Raw genomic sequence first — 21,982 nt, 5'->3', positions numbered from 1 at the left:
AGCGGGAATAAAGGCTACGCCTGTCGGGACCTTAGATGCAGGCCACCCGGGCCAGTCGTCGCCTAAGTCACACTCGGACCCGGGTTTCAGGGCATGACATGGCGGGAAAACCCGGTGGTTCCACTCGTCCCGGGGCTTCCTGGGTTCGCCGGGGCCTGCCCCACGCCCGGTTCGGACGTGTGCTCCCACCACCGACCCTACGTCAAGACTGTTCCCGAGGTCCGCCCGGAAGAGTGACCCGGATGCGGCAGCCACGCGGTGACTCGGCCACTCCTATGTCCCCGCCGTGCAGGTCGACGGCCCAGCGCGCGATCGCCAGCCCCAGGCCCGTACCGCCGTCGCTGCCCGGCCCGGGGGTGCCGGAGGTCCCCCGGTTGAAGCGCTGGAAGACCCGGTGCCGCTCGGACTCGGGGATGCCGGGGCCCTCGTCCAGCACCTCCAGGGCCAGCGACTCCGCTCCCTCCCCGCGCCGGGCGCGCACGGTGACGCGGCCGTGCGGGGGACTGTGCTTGACCGCGTTGTCCACCAGATTGGCCACCACCTGATGCAGCCGTTCGGCGTCCGCGTGCGCCGTCAGCTCCGGCGGCGAGACGTCCAGGTGCAGGTGCACGTCCTTGCGGGCGCGGGGCGAGGAGCCGCTGACGCAGGCCATGCTCGCCTCCTTCAGCACGCCCGCCAGGTACGGCCAGACCTCGAAGCGCCGGGCCCGCAGCGGCACCACGCCGTTGTCCAGCCGGGACAGGTCCAGCAGCTGTTCCACCAGCCGGCCCAGCCGTTCGGTCTGCCGCAGCGCCGTGCGCATCGTCTCGGGGTCGGCGGCCGAGACGCCGTCCACCACGTTCTCCAGGACGGCCCGCAGGCCGGCGATGGGCGTGCGCAGCTCGTGCGAGACGTTGGCGACCAGCTCCTTGCGGTGGGTGTCCACCGCCTCCAGGTCGGCCGCCATGCGGTTGAAGGCGGCGGCCAGGTCCCCGAACTCGTCCCGCCGGCCGGCTCCCGCCCGGCGGGTGTAGTCCCCCTGCGCCATGGCTCGGGTGACCTCGGTCATCTCGTCCAGCGGCGCGGTCAGGCGGTGCGCCACGAACTGGGTGATCAGCAGCGAGGCGATGATCGAGAAGATGGTGATCACCCGGAGCTCGGTCGCCGAGCGGATCGCGACGAACACCAGGAACGTCGTGATCACCACCGAGCCGATGACCAGCGCGCCCAGCGCCGCCTTCACCGACCGGTACGGGTCCAGGGGGCGCAGCGCCTCCCAGACCCGGCCCCACACCCTTGCCGCGGGCCCGCCCTCGCGCGTCATGCGGCCGGGGTCTCCAGCGCGTAGCCCACCCCGTGGACCGTACGGATCCGCTCCGCCCCGATCTTCCGGCGCAGCGCCTTGATGTGGCTGTCCACCGTCCGGGTGCCGGAGGCGTCGGCCCAGTCCCACACCTCGGCCAGCAGCTGCTCGCGGGAGAGCACCGCGCGCGGCGTGTTGGCCAGGCACACCAGCAGGTCGAACTCGGTCGGCGTCAGATGGACGTCCGCGCCGCGCACCCGGACCCGGCGCTGGGCGTGGTCGATCTCCAGCTCGCCCAGCCGCAGGATGCCGCTGCGCGGCGTGTGCGCGGCCAGCGTCGCACGTTCCACGCGGCGCAGCAGCACATGCACCCGGGCCGCCAGCTCGCGCATCGAGAACGGCTTGGTCATGTAGTCGTCGGCGCCCACGCCGAGACCGACGAGCATGTCGGTCTCGTCGTCGCGCGCGGTGAGCATCAGGACGGGGACGGGCCGCTGGGCCTGCACTCTGCGGCACACCTCCAGCCCGTCGAAGCCGGGCAGCATGACGTCCAGGACCAGCAGGTCCGGCTGCCACGCCTCGGCGGTGTCCACCGCCGCGGGCCCGTCGCCCGCCGTGCGTACCTGAAATCCCTCGGCCCGCAGCCGGGCCGCGATGGCGTCGGTGATCGTTCTGTCGTCCTCGACGATCAGTACCCGGCGCTGTGCCCCGGCGGAGGCTGCGGCGCCGCTCGGGCCGATGTGTGTCTGCTCCATGCGCCCCGCCCCTAGCGTCTTCCCGTAGCGTTCTCGCTGGCAGTCCTGCAGTTGTGGAAGGCAGGTTACGGGCACCCGGCGCGGCTCGGCTACGCGGCGCCGATGCCGAGGTGGACCACGTCGGGGACGCCCCGGGCAACGGTGATCTCTCTGGTGGTTACCCCGGCGAATCCGGCATTCCGGAGGGCTTGTTCGAATGCCGGGGAGGGCTGCGCGGACCACACGGCGAGCACGCCGCCGGGGGTCAGCCGGGCCCGGCAGGCGGCGAGACCGGCGGGTGAGTAGAGGCCGCCGTTGTCCTCGGTGACGGTCCAGTCGGGGCCGTTGTCGATGTCGAGGCAGAGGGCGTCGTAGCGGGTGTCCGCTGCACGAGCGGCGTCTTCGGCGCCGTCGGCGGCCGCGTCGCGCAGGTGGGCGAGGAGGTCGTCGTGGACGATCCGGGTGCGCGGGTCGGCCAGCGCCGGAGCGGAGATCGCGGACAGCGGGCCGGTGCGGTGCCAGTCGATGACCGCCTCCTCGCGTTCGACGACCGTGATCCGCCCCCAGCGCGGCTCGGCGGCCGCCCGGGCCAGGGAGAAGCCGACGCCGAGGCCGCCGATCAGCACGGACGGTGACGGGCGACCGGGGGGCAGCGCGGCGAGGGCGGCGTCGACCAGCAGGCGCTCGGAGCGGCCGTCGGCGGTGTCCATCAGGAAGCAGCCGTTGGCGATGATCTCGTAGTGCGTCCCTCTGCGCCGCAGTACGACCTCGCCGTGGGGGCCCTCGCGTCGCTCGATCGTGACGGGCGTCTCGTCGGCGGTGCGCCGGATGTCCGGGACGGTCATTCTCATGCCTCCTCAGGTCGACGGGCTGCGCCGACGCAACCGCGCGTCAAGAGGTTGACAAGGGTGACCGGAGTCACGGCCAGAGGTTGATTCGGCGGAGCCTGTGCACCTTAATGTTCTTGAATGGGCGGGCGGGCGATTTTTTCCGCGGCCCCGCAGTGGTGCGCGGAAAGGGGCATGACCGAGTGACCGCGGTTGACGCCGGCGCGAACTCCGGCGCGACGCCCTCGCGTCGCCGCCGTGCGCTGAGGCGCGTCGGCCGGCTGCTGCCCACTCCCACGGGGACGCCGTTCACCTTCTTCTATGGCCTGATCCTGCTGACCCTCGCCGTCTACGCCGACGTCGGCGACGAGGCCACCGTCAACCAGCTGCTGCGCGACTCCAGCACGGACGCGGCCCACCTGGCCGATCAGCCGCTGGTCGTCCTCCTGGCCAGCGCCCTGTGGGTGGCCGGCGGCCTCCTCTCCGCGTACGGGCCCGCCTTCGCCCTCGTCGGGACCGCGCTGGAGCGTCGCGTGGGCGCGGCCCGGACGGCCGGGGTGTTCCTGGCGGGGCACGTGCTGGCCACGCTGGCCACCGAGCTCCCCGTGGCGGGCGCGGTCGCGGCCGGCCGGCTGCCCGAGGCCTCGCTGCACCGCCTGGACTACGGCATCAGCTTCGGTCTGATGGCCTGCGTCGGAGCCCTGTCGGGGCTGCTGCCGGGCCGCTGGAGGTGGACGCTGCTGGGCGTGGCCGGGGCGATCTGCGCCCGGGACCTGATCGAGCTCGTCGACCCGCTCGCCAGCTGGGGCCACCCCATCGCGCTGCTGACCGGGGTCGCCTGCCACGCGCTGATCCGCGACGAGGCCCGCTCACGCCGCGCGCCGCGTACGCCGGCGCCCGGCCCGGTACGCACGCCCCCGCCGGCGCCCACCGCCGCCTCTGTGGCCCCGCCGCCGGTGTCCGTTCCCCGCCCGCGCGCGGAGGGTGAGGCGTCGCGCCGCCCGGAGGACGCGCTGCGGCGCGGCTGACCGTTCGTACGTCCTGGCTCGTTCTCCCGCGGTTTTCCGTGATCCCCATTGATCGCTCAGAGCGAACAAAGCCCTGGGAACATCTTGCGACCCCCGTGCATTGAGTCGACATAGCTCAACTTGCCTGCCGAAGGGGAGATCATGGCTTCGACGTCCACACCGCTCACCCTGCCCGTGCTGCCGCTCGACGACGAGGTGGTGCTGCCCGGCATGGTCGTCCCGCTGGACCTCTCGGACCCCGAGGCCCGGGCGTCCGTCGAGGCGGCCCAGGCCGCGGCCACCCCGGGCGAGAAGCCCAGGGTCCTGCTCGTGCCGCGCGTGGACGGCACGTACGCCGGCGTCGGCACGCTCGGCACCGTGGAGCAGGTCGGGCGCCTCTCCGACGGCGACCCCGGTGCCCTGATCCGCGGCGTGCGCCGCGTCCGCATCGGCGCCGGCACCACCGGCCCGGGCGCCGCGCTGTGGGTCGAGGGCGTCGCGATGGAGGAGATCACCCCCGACCCATTGCCCGGCGCGGTGACGGAGCTGGTCAAGGAGTACAAGGCCCTCGCCACCAGCTGGCTGCGCAAGCGCGGCGCCTGGCAGGTCGTGGACCGCGTCCAGCAGATCGACGACGTCGGCCAGCTCGCCGACAACGCCGGCTACTCCCCCTTCCTCACCGTCGCCCAGCGTGTCGAGCTGCTGGAGACCGCCGACCCGGTGGCCCGGCTCCGGCTCGCCGTGAAGCGGCTCGGCGACCACCTCGCCGAGCAGGACGTCGCCGAGTCGATCGCCAAGGACGTCCAGGAGGGTGTCGACAAGCAGCAGCGCGAGTTCCTGCTCCGCCGCCAGCTGGAGGCCGTCCGCAAGGAGCTCTCCGAGCTCAACGGCGACCCGGAGAACGAGTCCGAGGACTACCGCGCCCGCGTCGAGGCCGCCGACCTGCCGCCGGCCGTCCGCGAGGCCGCGCTGAAGGAGGTCGGCAAGCTCGAGCGCGCCTCCGACCAGAGCCCCGAGAGCGGCTGGATCCGCACCTGGCTCGACACGGTCCTGGAGATGCCGTGGAACGAGCGCACCGAGGACGCCTACGACATCCCCGGCGCCAAGGCCGTGCTCGACCGGGAGCACGCGGGCCTGGAGGACGTCAAGGAACGGATCACCGAATACCTGGCGGTGCGCAAACGGCGCGCCGACCGGGGGCTGGGCGTGGTCGGCGGGCGGCGCGGGGGCGCGGTGCTCGCGCTCGTCGGCCCGCCCGGTGTCGGCAAGACCTCGCTGGGCGAGAGCGTGGCCCACGCCATGGGCCGGAAGTTCGTGCGCGTCGCGCTCGGCGGCGTCCGCGACGAGGCGGAGATCCGCGGCCACCGGCGTACGTACGTGGGCGCGCTGCCCGGCCGCATCGTCCGGGCGGTCAAGGAGGCCGGCTCGATGAACCCGGTCGTCCTGCTCGACGAGATCGACAAGGTCGGCTCCGACTTCCGGGGCGACCCGGCCGCCGCCCTGCTCGAGGTCCTCGACCCGGCCCAGAACCACACCTTCCGCGACCACTACCTGGAGGTCGAGCTCGACCTGTCCGACGTGGTCTTCCTGGCCACCGCCAACGTCCTCGAGGCCATCCCCGAGGCACTGCTCGACCGCATGGAGCTGGTCCGCCTCGACGGCTACACCGAGGACGAGAAGGTCGTCATCGCCCGCGACCACCTGCTGCCCCGGCAGCTGGAGCGGGCGGGCATGGAGCCGGGGGAGGTCGTGCTGGAGGACGAGGCCCTGCGCAGTCTGGCCGGCGAGTACACCCGCGAGGCGGGCGTACGGAACCTGGAGCGCGCGGTGGCCCGGCTGCTGCGCAAGGTCGCGGCACGGCACGAGCTGGGCGAGCAGGAGCTGCCCTTCACCATCGGCGCCGACCAGCTGCGCCCGCTGATCGGGCGACCGCACCACACGCCCGAGTCGGCCCAGGACCCGGCCGAGCGGCGCACGTCCGTCCCCGGCGTGGTCACGGGCCTGGCGGTGACGGGCGCGGGCGGCGACGTCCTCTTCGTCGAGGCCTCCCTGGCCGACCCGGAGACCGGCGGAGCCGGCCTGACCCTGACCGGCCAGCTGGGTGACGTGATGAAGGAGTCCGCCCAGATCGCGCTCTCCTTCCTCCGCTCGCACGGCGCCGAGCTGGAACTGCCGGTCGGCGACTTCAAGGAGCGCGGCGTCCACCTGCACGTGCCGGCGGGCGCGGTGCCCAAGGACGGCCCGAGCGCGGGCATCACCATGACGACGGCCCTGGCCTCCCTGCTCTCCGGCCGTCAGGTCCGCCCCGACGTGGCCATGACGGGCGAGGTCTCGCTGACCGGCCGCGTCCTGCCCATCGGCGGCGTGAAGCAGAAGCTGCTCGCCGCGCACCGGGCGGGCATCACCACGGTGATCATCCCCAAGCGCAACGAGCCCGACCTCGACGACGTCCCCGCCGAGATCCTGGCCAAGCTCGACGTCCACCCGGTCTCGGACGTCCGCCAGGTCCTGGACCTGGCCCTGACGGCAGCGACGGCCGAGGTGGCAGTGGCGGCGTGACGGCCTGACGGCCGGGGGTTCGCGCCTGTGGCCCGGTTTCCCGTGAGCGGGGGCCGGGCCGCAGGCGTGTCCCGGCCGTTGTCCGCATCGTTGAGCGGCGGGGAGGGGTGTGCGATGGCAGACGACCGCTACCTGGACGTGGACCCCCGCTGCCCCACCGGCGGGGGCCCAGTGGCGTTTCAGGCGACGGCGCCCCGGCGCCGGATCCGTGAGATCAGCCGGGCCGCGTCACGGTCGGCCCGGGCACGGTCCCTTGATGGAGGGGCCGTACGCTCCGGCAGCCCCGGGGGCCTCAGGGCCCCGTAGCCGGTGAAGCGGCGGGTGCCGCAGTCGTCGCACCGCTGCTCACCCTCGGCGGTGACGACCCAGCCCCTACGGTGAGCACAGTGGTTCACCAGGCGGCCTACGGCCCTCACCGGCGCGCCTCCGACGCCGAGTGCTCCACGATCCAGTGCGTACGCGCGGCGGCGGTGGCCCGAGGACGTTCGCCGGGCCCCGCCTTCTGCCGAGCCGTCTCGAGCTCCACGCACTTGGCGCACCCACTGAGGTAGGGCCGCAGCCCGGCCGCCTCGCGCTCCTCACGAGTCGCCAGCCGCAGCGCGGACGCGGGTACCTCCCACTGCAGACCGCCGCCCGGCGTCCGGACCTGCACCATGGCGCCGGCGCGCCCGATGACCTGGGCGATTCTGTCCTCGCGGATGTCCATCACGTAGGCACCGTTCCGGTACGTCATTCACACAACGCCTTTCGTCTCGTGACTCACGAGGAACGTATGGGCGGGCGAAGCCGTGGACCAGGCGCGAAGCGTGGTAGTTGGGTGGGAGGCTGAACAGGAAGTACCACGCTTCGTGGTACTTAATCCTTGATGCCCAGGTGGGAGGCCATCTCTCGCATCTCCTCGGTCAGCGTTCGTTTCCGCGTTTTGAGGAGATCGCTCATGACGTACCGGGCCATGGGCTGATGCTTCAGCCATTGCCCGGAGCTGCGCCGAAGCTGCTTCAGTTCGCCCAACGCGTCTTCATGAGACCCAAGGGTGACGTGTGCCTTGGCGACGTCGAGCCGGTGACGGCCCCAGCTGTTCACGCCCGGCTCGCCATATGCGCCGATGGCCTTCGAGCTCAACAGACCATCATCGGCGCGGCGGAGCACCCCTCGCGCATCGTCGGCGATCGACAGGTCTTCGACGACCTTCAGCTCCGTCGTCACAGGGCCGAAGTTCCCCCAGTTCTGCCCGAAGGCGCAGAACTGCTTACCGAGTGCGCTCGCCGCCGTTCCTGCCATCCTGCGTGCCTCCCGGGCCTCCTGTGGGCGGTTATTACGTACGGTCGACGACGCCACCCGCAGCCACAGCTCGCCCCAGACAGCCAGGTGGCCTGGACTGGCCGACGAGATACGTGGCTCCATCGCCGCTGCCGTGACAGCGGCGAGGTGTTCGCTCTCGTCGAAGCGGTCCTGGCGCAACAGGAGCCAGCACATGCCGACGACCCCCGTGGCGGTGGTGAGCGTCTGGCCGGCCTCCCGGGCGAGACGAATGCCCTCGGCAAGGGCGTAGTACGCCATGTCGTACTGCCGGACCTGGGTGAGGTACTTGCCCGCCAGCAGTAGAGCGTGTGCCCGCACGATCTCCGCGTGCTGCCTCTTCTCGCCTTCCGTCACGGCAACGGACGCCTCGGTCGACCGCAAGAGCCACGGCAGCCTCTTGGCCACGGAGCCGTACCGGTCCGCCTGATAGAGCGCGTCGCCGTCCGCGATCTCCCTCTGGAGCAGGGAAAGGTCACTTGCCTCGCCCGGATCCGTCAGAGGGGCGGCGAGCCCGATGGGTGGCATCAACGCCTTCCGCAGCTCGACCAGATACCGCCGGTTCGCCTCGTCCCCAACGACCGGCTGGGGTGCCTCCGTCGCGAACAGGGCCGACGTCGTCACGCCTAGCACGCGAGCCAGCGCGTGCAATGTCTCGACACGCGCGTCACCGCCCTGCTCGAGCTTGCGCACGACACCGACGGAGAGACCCGACTCGTGGGCCAGCCTCTCCTGGCTCAGGCCTGCCGCGCGGCGGAACTTGCGGACGTTGTCTGCCAACCCTGACGACATGGGCTTCACCATCCCCTCAGCAACAGGCTACGTCTGACAGGCACTTGTCGACGCCGATTCCATGTTCAAGCATCCTGCTGTGGCGGGAGCGCGAAAGAATGAGCCCGGGTCGCCTCATGACGATCGAGGACTGCGCGAGATCCGCGCGCAGCCCTCAGCGGCAAGGCGGCGACAAGGCAGCGGAAGAAGTTCCGTTACTCCTTGTACGCAATCAGCTATGGTTCAGCCAGAAAACGAGGGCGAAAATAATCAGCAGGGAAATACTCACAGCGCCGCCGACACCGGGCTTACGCCGCTTGATGGCACACCAGATGAGCATCGCGAGTACCGGAACCCACCCGCATGCGTACAGGATCCAGCCCGCTTTCGTGGCAGACGCACCACTCACGAAATTGAAGCAGACGAAGGCGGCAATCATGAACAGCGCCGACGCACCCCAGATATTATCGGCGACGGCCTGTTCCCTTGTTTTGTTCAATCTGCAGCTCCAAGCAGGGGGCTGCGGCGCCCTCCAGAATCGGAGGACACCGCAGCCAGAAGCGGTATTACATGCCGGCGAGGTAGCGGATCAGCTCGTACAGGATCTCGCTGGGCGCTCCCTTGATGGCCCATTTGACCGGGTTCCAGTTGGAGAGCCCGTCGACCCAGTCGTTGAAGGCGTCTGCACCCTTCTTGGCGGCCTTCACGGCATCCTTGAAGAGCCCGGGAGACTTCTTCAGCAGGGCGATGAGAGCGTCGAGCTTGCCTCCGAGGATCTGCTGGCCCTCCGCAGCGTTGGCAGCGGCGGTCAGGGCAGCGAGCTCGGCGGCCGAGATGCTGGCCTCACCGTTGGTAGCGGACCGCGGGTTGGCCGCCTTGAGGGCAGCGAGTTCCGCCTCGGAGATGGCCGGCGCGGATACGGCGGCGGCGTTGCGGTGGGCGTCCACGGCGTTGGCAGCGGGGACGGCCGCACCGAACGCAACGGCGGCCATCGCGGTCGCGGCCGCTATTCTCAGGGACTTGTGATTCATGTAGTCTTTCCTCCGTTGGAGAGTGTCCGCGTCCTTGCGAGGGTCGCCAAAACCAGCTGGGGCGCGGACATTTAAGGGCGCAGCGAAGGCAGTGTTTCGATTCTGAGGAACGATCACTTGCGCGCGAGAGAGCTACTTGGTAGCTACCTTTACAGGTGAGGCGTGGGAGAAAACGCTCCGAACGCGTCGGCCAAAGACGTCGACGACGCGACGCTTTCTTGCCCTACAGGGCTCTCGCAAGCCATCCCCCCGACTCGGTGCTGAACGGTCCCCAGTTGCCCGTTTCGCTGAGTGCGTTTCGAATGTATGCCACCGACTGATCAAAGGGCAAGAAATGTAAAGGAGTTGGCTCATTCCCGGTCGCCACGAGCGCCGCCGATCAGTGCTGACCAGCGGATATAGACCCACGCGGCACTGCCCGGACTGGCCATATATCGATGCCACGTACGGGAACGGGCTCGACGTCTTTCCCTCACGCCTTTCGACAGGACCTTAATGGCCGGTTTAACGTCTGGCGTGTTGTCACATCCCATCACCCGGCGCGGGCGGGCGATCGCGTCATCGCAGATCCTACTGCGCAAGCCCATCAACCCGCTATCGGCATCGGCAGTTCATTAGCTTGCTCCACGAGCATTGCTACCCGCCTGGATCCCAGCCGTCGAATTTCGGCCAGACATTCGACAGCCCGTTCGACATCCTTGCGAAGCTGTCGATCTCCGCTCCACGGAAGGCTGGGATTTCAGGCGCCCCGGTCGAATGGCACTCGTTCGTCGCCGAGGCATGCGTGAAGGCCCGCCCCACTCACTCGGACGGGCCTTCGCCAGCCGCCGTCGGCGGACGCGCGGCGCCCCCTCACCCCATGTACGGCTCGAAGTCCCAGTAGGGCCGCATCCGTTGCCTGGCCGCCAACGTGTGGGGGTGTTGGGCGCCCAGGGTGCGGGTGAGGCGTTGGAGGGCCCCCTCTTCGACCTTGCCGGCTTCCTCGTGTTCGCGCAGGGCGCGGAGGTCCATGGCGAGGGCGACCTCGCAGGAGAGGGTGAAGGGGTGGTCCTCGCCCAGGGCGTGGCGGGCGCGGCGGAGGGTGTCGCGGCTGAGTTCCTGGGCGCTGTCGAGGCGGCCGGTGAAGTTGCGGCCGGCGGCGGCGTTGAGGGCGCAGCCCAGCACCCAGGGGTGGTCGGGGCCGAGGGTGGCGGTGAGGCCGGCGAGGGCGGCTTCGAACATGGTGAGGGCTTCGGCGCGTTCGCCGGCGGCCTGGAGGACGAGGCCGGTGTTGGAGAGCATGCCGGTGCTGATGGGGTGGGCGGGGCCGAGGAGTTCGCGGAGGCCGTTCTCGCCCTCGGCGATGAGGTCGCGGGCCTGGCCGAGGTCGCCGTGTTCGCGGGCGTAGTTGCCGTAGTCGACGACGAGGCAGATGGTGGCGTAGTGGCGGCGGCCGTGGACCTGTTCGGTCTGGTCGAGCAGGCTGGCCATGACGCCGCCGACGTCCTGGAGGGCGCCGGCGCGGCGCTCGCACAGGACGAGGTTGTGCCGGGCGCGCAGGGTCTGGGGGTGCTGGGGGCCGAGGACCTGGACGTGCAGCCGCATGCCCAGCTCCTGGCGGGCGAGGGCGTCGCGGTAGCGGCCCATCAGGCGCAGGTCGCGGGCGCAGGCGATGCCGGAGACCAGGGTGGTGGCGTGACGGGCGCGCAGCAGGGACTCGCGTTTGCGCAGGGTCTCGAGGTCGACCTCGTACGCCTCGGCGTAGCGGCCCAGGAGCCGTAGGCCGGCGCCGAGGTTGTGCTGGGCGAGGAGGGTCAGGTAGTCGTCGGGGCCGAGGAGTTCGAGGGCGGTCTCGAGGACCTCGCGCTGGGCCTGGAGGGCCTCGGAGAACTGGCCGAGGTAGCGCTGGTCGGCCGCCAGGCAGCTGGTGGCGGTCATCAGGTGGGTGGGGTCGGTGGCGGGGGCGGCGCGCAGCCGGTCCAGGAGCTCGCGGTCGAGTTCGTAGGCGGCGCGGAAGCCTCCGTAGGCGCGCAGGATGTTGCCCTGCTGGGTGGTGAGCTCGACCATGCGGGGGTGCTCCGGGGGGAAGAGCTCCGACCAGTGCTCGCGCACCTGGTCGGCGAGCTCGACGCCGGTGCGGAACTCCCCGCTGCGGAAGCAGTAGCGCAGCAGGTTGAGGATGGTCTCCTGGACGCGGTCGTCGCGGCTGCCGAGCGCGCCGGAGGGCTCGAGGTGGGGCAGCAGCTCGGCGTAGCGGGGCCACAGGCGGGAGTCCTGGGGGTTGCCGGGGTCGGCGGCGACGAGCATCCGGCGGACGACCTCGCGGTGCCGCCTGCGGTCCTCGGGGGAGGTGAGGCGGCCGACGATGTCGTGGACGATGCGGTGCATGTGCACCGACTCCTGCTCGGGGCCCGGCTCCTCGCCGGCGAGGGCGCTGCGGGTGTCGCGGGTGAAGACCGAGTAGTTGACGAGGGTGTCCAGGGCGCGGGTCCAGCCGGCCAGGTCGGTGGCGAGCCAGCCGAGGCCTTCCGGCAGGTCGGCGGCCGCGAGGTGGCGGACCAGGCCGATGGGGATGCGGCCGGGGGCGAAGGAGGTGCACAGGGAGAGCAGCTCCACGGCGTGGGGCTGGGACTCGCGGAGCCGGTTGATCAGTATCGACCAGGAGGTGAGGGAGGAGCGGGGGACGCCGTCGAAGCCGCTCTGGTCGGCGAGTTCGGACAGCTCGCCGTCGCGCACCATGCGCAGGTAGTCGGTGACGTCCATGTCGGACTCGCCCAGCCAGGCGGCGGCCTGGACGAGGGCGAGGGGGATGTCGCCGAGCTCGGCGGCGACCTCGTCGGCCTGGTCGGCGGTGATGCGGGGGGCGCGGCGCATCAGGTAGCCGGTGCTCTCGTGGCGGTCGAAGCCGGGCACCTCGACCAGGGTGGTGCGGCTGTCGTTCCAGCTGCGGTTGCGGGAGGTGATCAGTACGTGGCCGGGGCCCTCGGGCAGCAGGTCCTCGGCGCCGTCGATGTCGTCCCAGCCGTCGAAGACGATCAGCCAGCGGCCGTAGGGGTCGCCGCGGCGCAGCGCCTCCCCCACGGCGCGGATGCGCTCGCCGGGTTCGGAGCCGCTGGCGAGGCCCAGCTCGGGGGCGAGCTCGCCGAGGCGTTCGCGCAGGGTGCCGCGGGTGTCGGAGTTCACCCACCAGACGACGTCGTAGTCGGAGCTGAAGCGGTGGGCGTATTCGGCGGCCATCTGGGTCTTGCCGATGCCGGACATGCCCAGGAGCGTGACGACGGCGGTGCCCTGCTCGGCGTCCATGAGGTGCTGCTGGAGGCTGTTGAGGAGGTCGTCGCGGCCGGTGAAGCGGACGTTGCGGCGGGGTACTTCGCCCCAGACGGCCGGGGGTCGTTGGGAAGCGGGAGCCGGGCGTGGCGGGCAGGGGCGGCGGCCGGAGGCCGGGAGGCCGAGGCGGCTGAGGAGGCGGCGTTCGGCCTCCTGGGCGCCGACGCTCCACAGGTCCACCGGCTCCAGCACGGCGGTGGCGGGCAGCAGCGTGCGGTTGGTGAGGTTGACGGCGGCGAAGCGCTGGGCGTTGGCGGCGACGACGCCGCGCAGGGCCTCGCTCCACTCGCCCTCGCGGCGCGGCCCGAGCTGGAAGAACCAGTCGCTGAGGACGAGCAGTATCCGCCCGGAGGCCAGCAGCAGGTCGCCGAGGGCGGTCTCCAGGGGGACCTCCCGCCGGGGATCCCAGCGCTGCAGGGTGACCCGGTGGCCGTGGCTCTCCAGCCGGTGGCCGATCCAGGTGGCCCAGGGCCGGTGGTACCCGGCGAAGACGACGACGAAATGCTCGCTGCCCTGCCCTTGCGTGGCCATCCGCACGTCTCCCTCTGTTCCTTCGCACTGCGTCGGCCGAGGGGCCGGCACGGACGCAAGATTACCGTACGTCACCAGCTGGTGACGTACCGCCGATCGCCGCGGACGGGTCGCGGAGCCGCCCCAGGTCCGCGAGGTGCCGCTCCATGCCTTGGGTGAACTCCCGTCCGGCGGGAGTCAGTTCTCCCGATTCAAGCAGGATGGGCAGGGCCTGCGCGACCTGCCGGAGGTAGGAATCCCGGCGCGCCCGGGCTTCGCGCCGGGCGGACGGCGTGCCGGTGCGGCCGGCGGCCGCGCGGGCCCAGAGGTCGGCCAGGGCCAGGTGCGCGTACGTGCCCTGGAGCACCCCGGCGAGCGGCCGGGGGTCGGCGCGCCAGGCCACGCGGTGCACGGCCTCGGGCGCGGCGCGGTGCAGCGGCAGAAGGTCGTGGAGGACCGCGAGCTTGCCGTGCTGCGTCTCGTGGACGAGGACCTCGGCGAGGTCCTCGGCGGTGTCGGGGGCCGAGGTGAGGACGGCGCCGGGCGCCACCCGGTAGGTGGCGCTCACTCGGGTGACGGCGCGTCCGTACGGGCCGGAGCGGGCGAGCGGCACCAGGCAGCGCAGCAGCGCCGTCACCTCGGCCGCGCGCTCGGCGTCGGTGGCGCGCAGCAGGTCCAGCGCGGCGCGCCAGTGCCGGGCCCAGGGCTCGCGGCCGGTCTCGGAGCGGGGGCGGGGGCAGGGCCGCGCGGCTGACGCCTTCGGGCGGGGCCCGGTAGGGTCGAGGTCGTCGACGAGGGCGTCGCTGCCGGGGAGGAGCGCTCAGCGCGCGCCAGCCGGGGCCGACGCCGCAGACGCGGCCGGGGACGCGCAGCAGTACGGGTCCGGCGCGGCGGCCGGCGGCGGTCAGGCGGGCGGTGCGGCCGTGGGCGGTGAGCCGGACGGTGTCGGTGCCGGTCTCGGCGAGGCCGGCGCCGGGGAGGACGAGGACGCCGCCGGGGGTGGCCGTCTCCAGGGTGAAGGAGCCGCTCGCGCGCAGGGCGGCGGCCGCGACGACGGCGCTGAAGTGGCCGAGGGCGCCGGCCAGGGCGTCGCCGTCGGGGGCGGCAGGTGCGGGCCAGCCAGTGGCCGACGGAGGGGTAGTCCAGGGTGTCGCGCACCGGGCGCCGGTCGCGGGCCTCGGTGCGCTCGAGTAACCGCCAGTGCTCCTCGAAGCGTTCGCGGGCGGGGCGGGGCACCGCGCCGGGGTGGCGTTCGAGGCGGGTCAGCAGGGACTTGAGCAGCACCAGCCGCAGGCTGTGGGCGCCGTCGCGCAGCGCGGCGTGGTCGCCGGGGCGGACCGGGTCCGGGCCAGGCGGGCCAGGGCCCCGGGGGCAGGCGTTCGACGGTCATACGGGCCACCTCATTCCGCCGCCCCGGGGTTTGTTGTCCGGAAACCGGCTCGTCGCGGCGGGTTCAGCGCGCGGCGCCCGTCGCGCCCGCCTCGCTGCCGCCGGAGTACCAGGTCTCGGCCAGCTCCGCCGGGCGGGCGAGCGCGTGCTCCACGGCGACCGCCACGTCCCGGTCCGTCGTCTCGCGCAAGGCCCGCAGGCCCAGGCCGGTGAGGTCGGGCAGCGGCGGCACCCGCGGGACGTCGTCCCGCGCGACCGTAGCGGCGTTCTCGTGCTCAGGCACCTTCTTCTCCTCCCTGCCGCCCTCCGCCGGGAGCGGCCCCCGCGGCTGCACGGTTCTTCCCGGGGCCCATGGCGCAGAAACACGCCAGGGCCACCTCCGGTCATGGGCCGCCGAGGCGTGCCACGCTCTCGCGGGTGGCCTGGACCTCGGGCCAGGGCACCTCGGCCAGCCGGCCGGTGAGAGCGAGCCATTCGCGCCGCGCGTCGCGGTAGGCGGCCAGTGCGGCCCCCGGCATGCCCATGCGTTCCAGGGCCACGCCGTGGCGGTGCAGGGCGCGGGCGGCGGTCACCGAGCCCGGCTCGTCGTCGGCGGACCGGCGCCGGGCCTCCTTGGCGGCGGTCTCGAAGGCGGAGGCCGCGTCGGCCACCGGCATGGTGGCGGAGTGTTCGGCGAGCGTCAGCCGGGCGGTGCCCAGCGCCAGCCAGGCCTCGGCGCGGGTGAGGCCGTCGGGGGCCTGGCGGACCGCCTGTTCCAGCAGGTGGCAGCTTTCGTAGAGGTCGGGCAGAAAGCCCTGCCGGCCGAACCGCAGTACCAGGGCGCGGCCCAGCATCAGCTGGGTCCGCGCGCGCAGCGGGGAGCGGCCGGGGCTGACCGCGAAGGCCTCCCGCAGCACCGCCTCGGCGCGGCCGACGATCTCCACGGAGCCGCCCTCGCCGGCCGTCTCGGCCCGGGCGAGCAGCGACTCGCCCCATTCGGCGAGGAGTTCGCACCGGCGGGGGCTGTGCCGTCCGGTGAGGGCGACGGCGGCGGCGTAGGCGTCGTCGGCCTCCGGCCAGGACCGGGCGTCCGCGTGGGCGCGGGCCTGTTCGGTGCGGCAGCTCAGCCGCTGGACGTCGTCGACGGCCCGGCCGGCGGCGCGTTCGAGGACGGCGAGCGTGCCGGCGGCGGGCGCGCCGGACAGCCGCAGGGCCCGGGCGAGGTCCAGCAGGGCGGCGCAGCGCCGGATGCCGGGGGCGTCGTCGGCCTCGAGCAGGGCGTGGCCCTCGTGGAGTTCGGATGCGGCCTCGGCGGCGCGTGCGGCCGTGTCGTGGCCGGCCCGGGCGAGGTCCAGCAGCACCCGGCCCAGGCGCAGGTGGCGTTCGGGGGTGCCGGCGGGCAGGGCGCGCAGGGTCCGTTCGGCGGCGAGGAGGCGTTCGTGGTCGCCGTCGGCCAGCCAGGCGGTGTGCTGGGTGGCGGCGAGCTCGAGGGCGGCCTCCGTGCGGTGTTCGCCCGTGGGGCCGGTGTGGTCGTGGGCCTCGGTGAGCAGGGCGACGGCCTCCGTCAGCATCGTGTGCCGCTGGATGGGGTCATGGCGTACGGACTCGGTGCCGGCCAGGCGCGCAGGACCCGGCCGAGGACGAGCCGGGCCCGTACCCTCGGCGGCGGCGGGGCCGGTGGGGCCCTCGGAAGCGAGGGGGCAGGGGATGGCCGCGGCAGGTGCGGCGCGTTCGCGGGCCTCGTGGAGCAGGGTGGGGTCGGCCTGACGTGCCACAGGCGCAGCAGCCGTTCGGCCTCGGCGACGGGCCCGCTGCCCACGGCGGACGGCTGGTACCAGCGGACCACGCGGGCGGGCACCTCGGCGAAGAGCTCCGGTTCGGCCGGGGCGTCGGCGGGCGGGGGCCGGCGGGGCGGGTGTCGTCGTCCGGGAGGGGGCGGCCGGAGAGCTGGGCGGCGGCGAGGGCGGAGAAGTTGCGGGCGCCCTTGCCGAAGTGGCGCTCGACGTAGTCCGAGCAGTGCTTGAGGACGAGGGCGGCGGCGCTGCGGTCGAGGGACTGCAGCAGCATCTCCCGTACGCCGTCGGCGAATTCGTAGCGGTGTCCGGCGGCGGGGTCCGGGCCGGGTCCGGGCAGCCGCCACAGCAGCCCGCTGAGCAGCACCTCGGCCAGCTCCATGGGGCCGGTGTCGGGCAGCATCGCGCTGGACGACCTGCATGACCGGCAGCGTCAGCGGTACGGCGGCCAGGTGCACGGCCAGGCGCAGGGCGCCCGGGGAGGCGCCGGCGCGGAAGGTGCGCAGCAGTTCGCCGGCGTCGGGCGCGGCGTCCTGGCCGGGGCCGGGCGCCGGCACGTCGTGGGGCGGCTGGTCCGGCCGCAGCCAGGCGGCGGCGCCGCGCACGCTCTGCCGGCCGGGGCCGGACAGCAGCCGGGCCCAGGTGCCCAGGGCGTCGCGGGTGGGGGCAGGACGGGGACGGGCAGGGCGGCGGCGGGGCGGGGGCCGTAGCCGTCGGGTTCGAAGTGCGGCCTGCCGCCCGTGGCGGGTCGCGGGTGAGCGTTCCGGGCTCGGCGGGCAGGGCGGTGCGCGGCCACAGCCGGGGCGGCAGGGGCTGGACGACGGCGAGCGGCGCGGTGCGGGCCCAGTCGTGGAGGAGGCGCTGGGCTTGGCCTTCCTGCCACAGCCGGCCCACGCAGTCGCTGACGACCAGGGTGAGGCTGCGCCCGGTGGGGTCGCGGAACTGCTGGGCGGCGCGCGGGTGCGGCCGGCCGGCGGCGCCGGGCTGGGCGGTGGTGCCGATCAGGGGGTCGCCGTCGGCGCCCCGGTGCAGATAGCGGACCTGGACGTCCCGGAAGACGCCGAGCTGGGCGCAGGTCTGGCGCAGTTCCTCCAGCATGCGCTCCCAGACGGCCATCGAGGCGGAGGCGTCCATCAGCAGCTGCATGGTGGCGGCCCGGTGTTCGCCCGAGCGGTAGACGGGGTCCAGGACGCCGGAGGAGGCGCCGGTCTCGGCGGTGGCGTCCTCGTCGAGCGGGCCCGGGGGGCGGGCGCCGGGGACGCGGTAGCCGCGCAGGGGCCGCAGGGCACGCTGGAGGCCGAGCAGGCCGGGCAGGGACGCGGCCATCGGGATGCGGATCGGGAAGGTCTCGCCCCGGGCCTCGCCGGGGTCGGTCCCCGGGCCCGCGCCGTGGGCGTAGAGGGACACCGGGCCGGACCGCCCCACCGGACGCTCGGTGCGGCCCGGGGCCGTACGGTCCTCCCGCCCGCCGGGCCCGCGCCGGGCGTCCGGCGGGGCGGTGCGGCCCGCCCCGCCGGGGCGGCCGGCCGGGCGGCCGGCGGTCAGGGGCGCCTCACCCGCCGGGCGCTCCCCGTCCGTCGCCGGGGCCGCGTCCGGGGTGACCCACTGGGCCAGCCACACGGCGTCCGCGAGCTCCCGCGCGGTGAGGTCCCACCGCGCGGACCGCAGCCGGGCGACCAACTGCCCCAGCCGATGGTCGGGGGGCGCCGTCATCTCTCATCACCTCGGACGGTCCAGGGGCTGCATGAGCATGTTCGCGAGCCGCTCGCGGGTGACGCGTTCGGCGCGGGGCGCGTGCTGGGTGAGGAAGAGGGCGTTGAGCAGCTGGTCGGCGGCGATCACCTCGCCGGGCTCCCGCTCGAGGAAGCGCTGGATGAGGGCGTCGCCGGAGGCCACCGCGTCGTCGCCGAGGTGGGCTCTGACCATGGCCGTCACCTGCTCCTCGCGCGGTGGCTCGAGGTCGAGCTGGATGCAGCGGCGCAGCAGCGCGGCGGGGAAGTCGCGCTCGCCGTTGGAGGTGAGGACGATCAGCGGGAACATGGTGCAGCGCACCCGGCCGCCGTGGACGACGGCCCGTTCGCTGTCGTCGGTGAGGACCTCGACCTCGGGTTCGCGGTCGGCGATCCGCTCCAGCTCGGGGAGCCGGAACTCCCCTTCCTCCAGGGCGTTGAGGAGGTCGTTGGGCAGGTCGAGGTCGCCCTTGTCCAGCTCGTCGATCAGCAGGACCCGCGGCCGGGCCACGGGCAGCAGGGCGGTGCCGAGCGGGCCGAGGCGGACGTACGAGCCGATGGAGCGCCGCGCGTCGCCGTCGCCGCCCGCGCGCTCGAGCTGGACGTCCTGCAGGCGGGCTATGGCGTCGTAGTGGTAGAGGCCGTCGCGCAGGGTGCTGCGGCTGACGATGGGCCAGCGCAGCACGCGGCCCAGGCCCAGTTCGTGGGCGACGGCGTGGGCGAGAGTGGACTTGCCCGTTCCGGGGGTGCCGGTGACCAGGAGCGGACGGCGCAGGTAGAGCGCGGCGTTGACGGCCTCCACCTCTTCGGGGCGGGGGTGGTGGTTCTCCACCAGGCGGCGCAGCACCCCGAGCCGGCGGGCGGCGCTGGGGTCGCTGCCGGAGCCGGTGTCGGGTCCGGCGGAGGCGAAGTCCCGCCAGGGCGGGGGCGGCGGCAGCCGCCGGATTCCGTCGTGCGGCAGGCCGGCTCCCCGATAGATGCGCCAATCGTTCACACTGGGCTCCTCGTAGCTGGTGATGACCGTGAGGCCTGCCGTGCCCGGGGCTTCGCGTCCCTGCCGCCCGCTGCCGTCCCCCGCTCGACGGTACCGTCCGGACACTGCCCTGCCGACCCTTTCGGGACTCTCCTGGCAGGTACTTGACGTGGTGTCATGGCGCCGTCCCGGGGCGGACGCCGGGGGCGTGCAACGGCGTGTCGGGCCCCGGCGGACGATCCGGATCGTCGAACAGGAGCGCGATGGAACGCGCCCACAAGGCGTCCGGATCGGGAAAGTCGGGGTCGCCGCAGCGGATGCGGAGGTTGCGGACGCGCCGGTGGAGCCCCTCGGCGTTCCCCGCCTCGCACACGAGCCTCGCCGCCCGCTCGTGGAATTCGGCGCAATCCGTATGGCCGGTCGCGCACCGGCGCCAGATCACCACCCCGTGCCCGGCGGCCAGGGCGGCGTCCATCGCCGTCGCGCCCGCGCCCCGGCCGACCTCGCCGCAGTACACCGGCACGGCCGTGCCGGGCGCCTCGGACAGCCGCGCGTACGCCACGTGGCCGCCCTCCCGGCGCGGGCCGTCGTGGCCGTGCGCCGGCGCCTCGCGGCGCAGCGGCACGGCGGTCATCGGGCCGAGACTCGCCCGTTTGAAGCGCTTCTTCCACTCGGGGGTGGCGGGCTGGTCGCGGCGCCTGCGGTCCTTGAGGATCACCACGCGGCGCAGGCCGAGGGGCATGGTGCGCGGGTCGAAGCCGTCGTCGTCGGCTCCGGGCGGGGCGAGCCGCCAGTCGTCGAGCGGTTCGTCGAACAGCTCGCGCGGCAGCACCACATGCAGCTCGGCCAGGTGTTCGCCGACGTCGCCCTGGTCCAGCGCGGCGGCGACGGGCTCGCGCAGCCGCTCGCGCAGCAGGGCCCGGGGCACGCCCTCGTCGTCGGCGTGCAGCGGGGTGACCATGCCGTCCTCGAGCAGGAGTTTGACGCGCCAGGGGTAGCGGTCGCCGTAGAGGAGGGGGTCGATCTCGACGATCACGTCGCCCCGGCGGCGGGTGGGCGGGCCGCCCGGGCCGGGCTCGACGTCCCTGCGCTCGGGCTTGCGCAGCTCGACCGTCCCCGGCGGGGCCGCCGCGCCGGCGCCTCGGGCGCCGGGGAACCGCCGTGCAGTATCTGCCGTATCTCCTCGCGGATGACGTAGGACAGGGGCTCGGCCTCGCCGGTCAGCCATCCGCTCAGGTCGCGCAGGTGGGGCAGGTCCCGGTCGTGGCCCAGGCGGCTGACGGCCGCCGCGACCCGGGCCGAGTAGAGCAGCACCGCCTCCAGCTCCAGGTCCCGCTCGCCGTCGGGCTCCTTGGCCCGTCCGGCTCCGTCGCGCAGGTCGTACAGCAGGCCCACGCCCTCCCGCCAGGTGCGCGGGTCGTGCTCGACGCCCGGGTGGTACGGGTCCTGGATCATGCGGCGCTTGGTGTCCCTGACCAGCTGCATCACCCGCCGGGGTGCGGGGCGGGGTCTGGACAGGCGGGCGAAGAGGTGGGTGCGCAGGCGGGGGGTGAAGCCGCCGACCGGGGCCCGCAGCGCCGCCTCGCGCAGGCGCTGTTGCAGGCCGGGCCAGCTGCCGCCGGTGCCGAGCGCGCGGTAGCGGTCGTAGTGGTGGCGGTCGTGGGCGCGGATGATCGCGTGCAGCCGGTCCCGGCCGGGCCGGTCGTCGGCGACGCGGCGCAGGGCGGTGATCGGCACGGCGAGTCCGGCGTCGCCCTTGCCCCGCCCCTTGCCGACGCCGATGACCGCTCCCCTGCCGGTGTCCACCACGGGCCCGCCGGAGCAGCCGGCCACCGGGATCTCGCCGCGCAGCAGCATGGCGCTGCCGCCCTCGCCGCCGCTGGCGGTGCCGAGGCCGTGGCGCGGGGCGAGCTCGCCGGTGTCCCGGGACCAGCCGTGCACGCTGATGTCGGCGGGCACGATCGTCGAACGGTCGCTCAGCCACAGGCATTCGGTGTCGTCCGCGGCGTCCACCTCCACCAGCGCCAGGTCCGGCAGGGGCCAGGGCCGGGGCGGGCGGTCGGCGTCGTCGGGGAACGGCAGGGCGAGCGCGACCCGGCCGGCGGCGGTGCGGTCCCGCCAGTCGGTGACGTCGACGACGCTACGGCCGCGGAGCACGTCGCCACCCCCGTTCCCCACCACATGGGCGCAGGTCAGGACCCAGCCGGGGGCGATGAAGAAGCCACTGCCCCAGAACCGGGCGCCGCTTCGGTCATACCCGCCGTCGCGCTCCGCGATGCGTACGACCGCACGGCGCGCGGTCCCCTCCAGGGCGCTCAAGGAGCGCCGGGGGCGGCGGGCGCCCCCTGCTCGGCCCGCTCCGCCCAGGTGAGCGCCACGGTGATCGACGCCTTGCCGCTGCCGTCGGCGATGAGGCTGATCACCTGGCCCGCCTGAGCGGCCAGTTCGATGCCGAACTCCACCCTGACCTCGTGCGGTCGTGCCGCCGCGAGACCCATGCGCAGGGATCCGACGACGCCGCGTACGACGTCGGCGAGACCGCCCGCCATATCGGCCACGCGCCGGGCGGCGCTCGAGTCCTCGTACGCGCCCCCGGATGATTCCGCGAGCTCCTGTGCCTCCGTGATCCTCGCCCAGACGACCGTGCCGTCGTCGAGCCGGACCTGAGTGATGCCGTCGGCCACGCGCCACCCCCGTTACCGCGTCCGCGACCGGTCGCCGCGGACGCCTCCGTCGCTGCCGTTGCTGCCGTTGTCCCCGTTGCCGCCGCTGTGGGCGGTGGCGTCGCCGCG

Annotated in this window: 19 protein-coding genes and 1 pseudogene; 3 read left to right on the top strand and 17 right to left on the bottom strand. The window is 73.7% G+C overall.

All coding sequences use genetic code 11. The features are described from left to right. Positions 1-202 precede the first annotated feature (202 nt). From J1792_RS20340 to J1792_RS20330, 3 genes are all read right to left on the bottom strand, one after another. Positions 203-1,303, bottom strand: coding sequence for a HAMP domain-containing sensor histidine kinase (locus J1792_RS20340; protein ID WP_086568408.1), 1,101 nt, complete (start codon positions 1,301-1,303; stop codon positions 203-205). Next, the gene (locus J1792_RS20335; protein WP_086568410.1) at positions 1,300-2,037 is read right to left on the bottom strand and encodes a response regulator transcription factor; all 738 of its coding nucleotides are present in this window, start codon (positions 2,035-2,037) and stop codon (positions 1,300-1,302) included. Before J1792_RS20335 ends, J1792_RS20340 begins: the two co-directional genes overlap by 4 nt. An 89-nt stretch (positions 2,038-2,126) precedes the next feature. Beyond that, positions 2,127-2,861, bottom strand: a complete 735-nt coding sequence (locus tag J1792_RS20330; RefSeq protein ID WP_086568412.1) for a spermidine synthase family protein — start codon at positions 2,859-2,861, stop codon at positions 2,127-2,129. A gap of 185 nt (positions 2,862-3,046) precedes the next feature. On the opposite strand from J1792_RS20330, the gene J1792_RS20325 reads away from it, so the two are divergent. Further along, positions 3,047-3,871 (top strand): rhomboid-like protein, encoded by an 825-nt coding sequence (locus tag J1792_RS20325; RefSeq protein ID WP_086568414.1) that lies wholly within the window; start codon positions 3,047-3,049, stop codon positions 3,869-3,871. Positions 3,872-4,012: 141 nt separating this feature from the next. Then, positions 4,013-6,409 (top strand): endopeptidase La, encoded by a 2,397-nt coding sequence (lon, locus tag J1792_RS20320; RefSeq protein ID WP_086568415.1) that lies wholly within the window; start codon positions 4,013-4,015, stop codon positions 6,407-6,409. Positions 6,410-6,588: 179 nt separating this feature from the next. Here the strand turns inward: lon and J1792_RS35845 are convergent, their stop codons facing one another. The 9 genes from J1792_RS35845 to J1792_RS35440 form a co-directional block, all read right to left on the bottom strand. Then, on the bottom strand, positions 6,589-6,804 hold the full coding sequence (locus J1792_RS35845) for a DUF6255 family natural product biosynthesis protein (protein WP_372446140.1): 216 nt from the start codon (positions 6,802-6,804) through the stop codon (positions 6,589-6,591). Between the two features lie 17 nt (positions 6,805-6,821). Further along, positions 6,822-7,142: a hypothetical protein gene (locus tag J1792_RS20315; protein ID WP_086568417.1), complete on the bottom strand. Its 321-nt coding sequence runs from the start codon at positions 7,140-7,142 to the stop codon at positions 6,822-6,824. Between the two features lie 122 nt (positions 7,143-7,264). Next, a complete protein-coding gene (locus J1792_RS20310; protein ID WP_307843051.1) occupies positions 7,265-8,488 on the bottom strand; it encodes a helix-turn-helix domain-containing protein in 1,224 nt (407 codons plus the stop codon). Between the two features lie 223 nt (positions 8,489-8,711). Continuing rightward, positions 8,712-8,978, bottom strand: coding sequence for a hypothetical protein (locus tag J1792_RS20305; protein ID WP_207247952.1), 267 nt, complete (start codon positions 8,976-8,978; stop codon positions 8,712-8,714). A gap of 67 nt (positions 8,979-9,045) precedes the next feature. After that, positions 9,046-9,510: a hypothetical protein gene (locus J1792_RS20300; RefSeq protein ID WP_207247951.1), complete on the bottom strand. Its 465-nt coding sequence runs from the start codon at positions 9,508-9,510 to the stop codon at positions 9,046-9,048. 852 nt (positions 9,511-10,362) lie between these two features. After that, entirely contained in the window at positions 10,363-13,347 is a 2,985-nt protein-coding gene (gene fxsT, locus J1792_RS20295) for an FxSxx-COOH system tetratricopeptide repeat protein (protein WP_207247950.1), read from the bottom strand. Between the two features lie 61 nt (positions 13,348-13,408). Then, on the bottom strand, positions 13,409-14,005 hold the full coding sequence (locus J1792_RS20290) for an aKG-HExxH-type peptide beta-hydroxylase (protein ID WP_278186376.1): 597 nt from the start codon (positions 14,003-14,005) through the stop codon (positions 13,409-13,411). 774 nt (positions 14,006-14,779) lie between these two features. Next, positions 14,780-14,998, bottom strand: a complete 219-nt coding sequence (locus J1792_RS20280; protein ID WP_143587933.1) for a hypothetical protein — start codon at positions 14,996-14,998, stop codon at positions 14,780-14,782. Between the two features lie 100 nt (positions 14,999-15,098). Further along, a complete protein-coding gene (locus J1792_RS35440; RefSeq protein ID WP_207247947.1) occupies positions 15,099-16,469 on the bottom strand; it encodes a hypothetical protein in 1,371 nt (456 codons plus the stop codon). A gap of 407 nt (positions 16,470-16,876) precedes the next feature. On the opposite strand from J1792_RS35440, the gene J1792_RS35435 reads away from it, so the two are divergent. Beyond that, complete coding sequence (locus tag J1792_RS35435; protein WP_207247946.1) at positions 16,877-17,197, top strand: hypothetical protein; 321 nt, start codon at positions 16,877-16,879, stop codon at positions 17,195-17,197. A 55-nt stretch (positions 17,198-17,252) separates the two neighbouring features. Here the strand turns inward: J1792_RS35435 and J1792_RS35430 are convergent. From J1792_RS35430 to J1792_RS20250, 5 genes and pseudogenes are all read right to left on the bottom strand, one after another. Then, positions 17,253-18,200, bottom strand: a pseudogene (locus tag J1792_RS35430) (SAV_2336 N-terminal domain-related protein); the annotation flags it as partial. Between the two features lie 6 nt (positions 18,201-18,206). Further along, the gene (locus J1792_RS20265; RefSeq protein ID WP_086567925.1) at positions 18,207-19,211 is read right to left on the bottom strand and encodes an AAA family ATPase; all 1,005 of its coding nucleotides are present in this window, start codon (positions 19,209-19,211) and stop codon (positions 18,207-18,209) included. 154 nt (positions 19,212-19,365) lie between these two features. After that, positions 19,366-20,226 carry a VMAP-C domain-containing protein gene (locus tag J1792_RS20260; protein ID WP_207247945.1) on the bottom strand — a complete coding sequence of 287 codons (861 nt, stop codon included), beginning with the start codon at positions 20,224-20,226 and terminating at the stop codon, positions 19,366-19,368. Beyond that, on the bottom strand, positions 20,223-21,509 hold the full coding sequence (locus J1792_RS20255) for a trypsin-like serine peptidase (RefSeq protein ID WP_207247944.1): 1,287 nt from the start codon (positions 21,507-21,509) through the stop codon (positions 20,223-20,225). The genes J1792_RS20260 and J1792_RS20255 overlap by 4 nt, the downstream gene beginning before the upstream one ends. Continuing rightward, entirely contained in the window at positions 21,506-21,874 is a 369-nt protein-coding gene (locus J1792_RS20250; RefSeq protein WP_179198818.1) for a CU044_2847 family protein, read from the bottom strand. Before J1792_RS20250 ends, J1792_RS20255 begins: the two co-directional genes overlap by 4 nt. Between the last annotated feature and the right edge of the window lie 108 nt (positions 21,875-21,982).

The sequence above is a fragment of the Streptomyces triculaminicus genome, assembly GCF_017349075.1.
GTDB lineage: Bacteria > Actinomycetota > Actinomycetes > Streptomycetales > Streptomycetaceae > Streptomyces > Streptomyces triculaminicus.
Note: the sequence above shows the minus strand (reverse complement) of the source record. Positions and strands in the feature narration are given on the sequence as shown.

Bases quoted from the DNA above. Each gene is read 5' to 3' on its own strand.
- J1792_RS20300 (WP_207247951.1), bottom strand. From the start codon at position 9,510: ATGAATCACAAGTCCCTGAGAATAGCGGCCGCGACCGCGATGGCCGCC.
- J1792_RS20330 (WP_086568412.1), bottom strand. From the start codon at position 2,861: ATGACCGTCCCGGACATCCGGCGCACCGCCGACGAGACGCCCGTCACG.
- J1792_RS20315 (WP_086568417.1), bottom strand. From the start codon at position 7,142: ATGACGTACCGGAACGGTGCCTACGTGATGGACATCCGCGAGGACAGA.
- fxsT (WP_207247950.1), bottom strand. From the start codon at position 13,347: ATGGCCACGCAAGGGCAGGGCAGCGAGCATTTCGTCGTCGTCTTCGCC.
- J1792_RS20335 (WP_086568410.1), bottom strand. From the start codon at position 2,037: ATGGAGCAGACACACATCGGCCCGAGCGGCGCCGCAGCCTCCGCCGGG.
- J1792_RS20340 (WP_086568408.1), bottom strand. From the start codon at position 1,303: ATGACGCGCGAGGGCGGGCCCGCGGCAAGGGTGTGGGGCCGGGTCTGG.
- lon (WP_086568415.1), top strand. From the start codon at position 4,013: ATGGCTTCGACGTCCACACCGCTCACCCTGCCCGTGCTGCCGCTCGAC.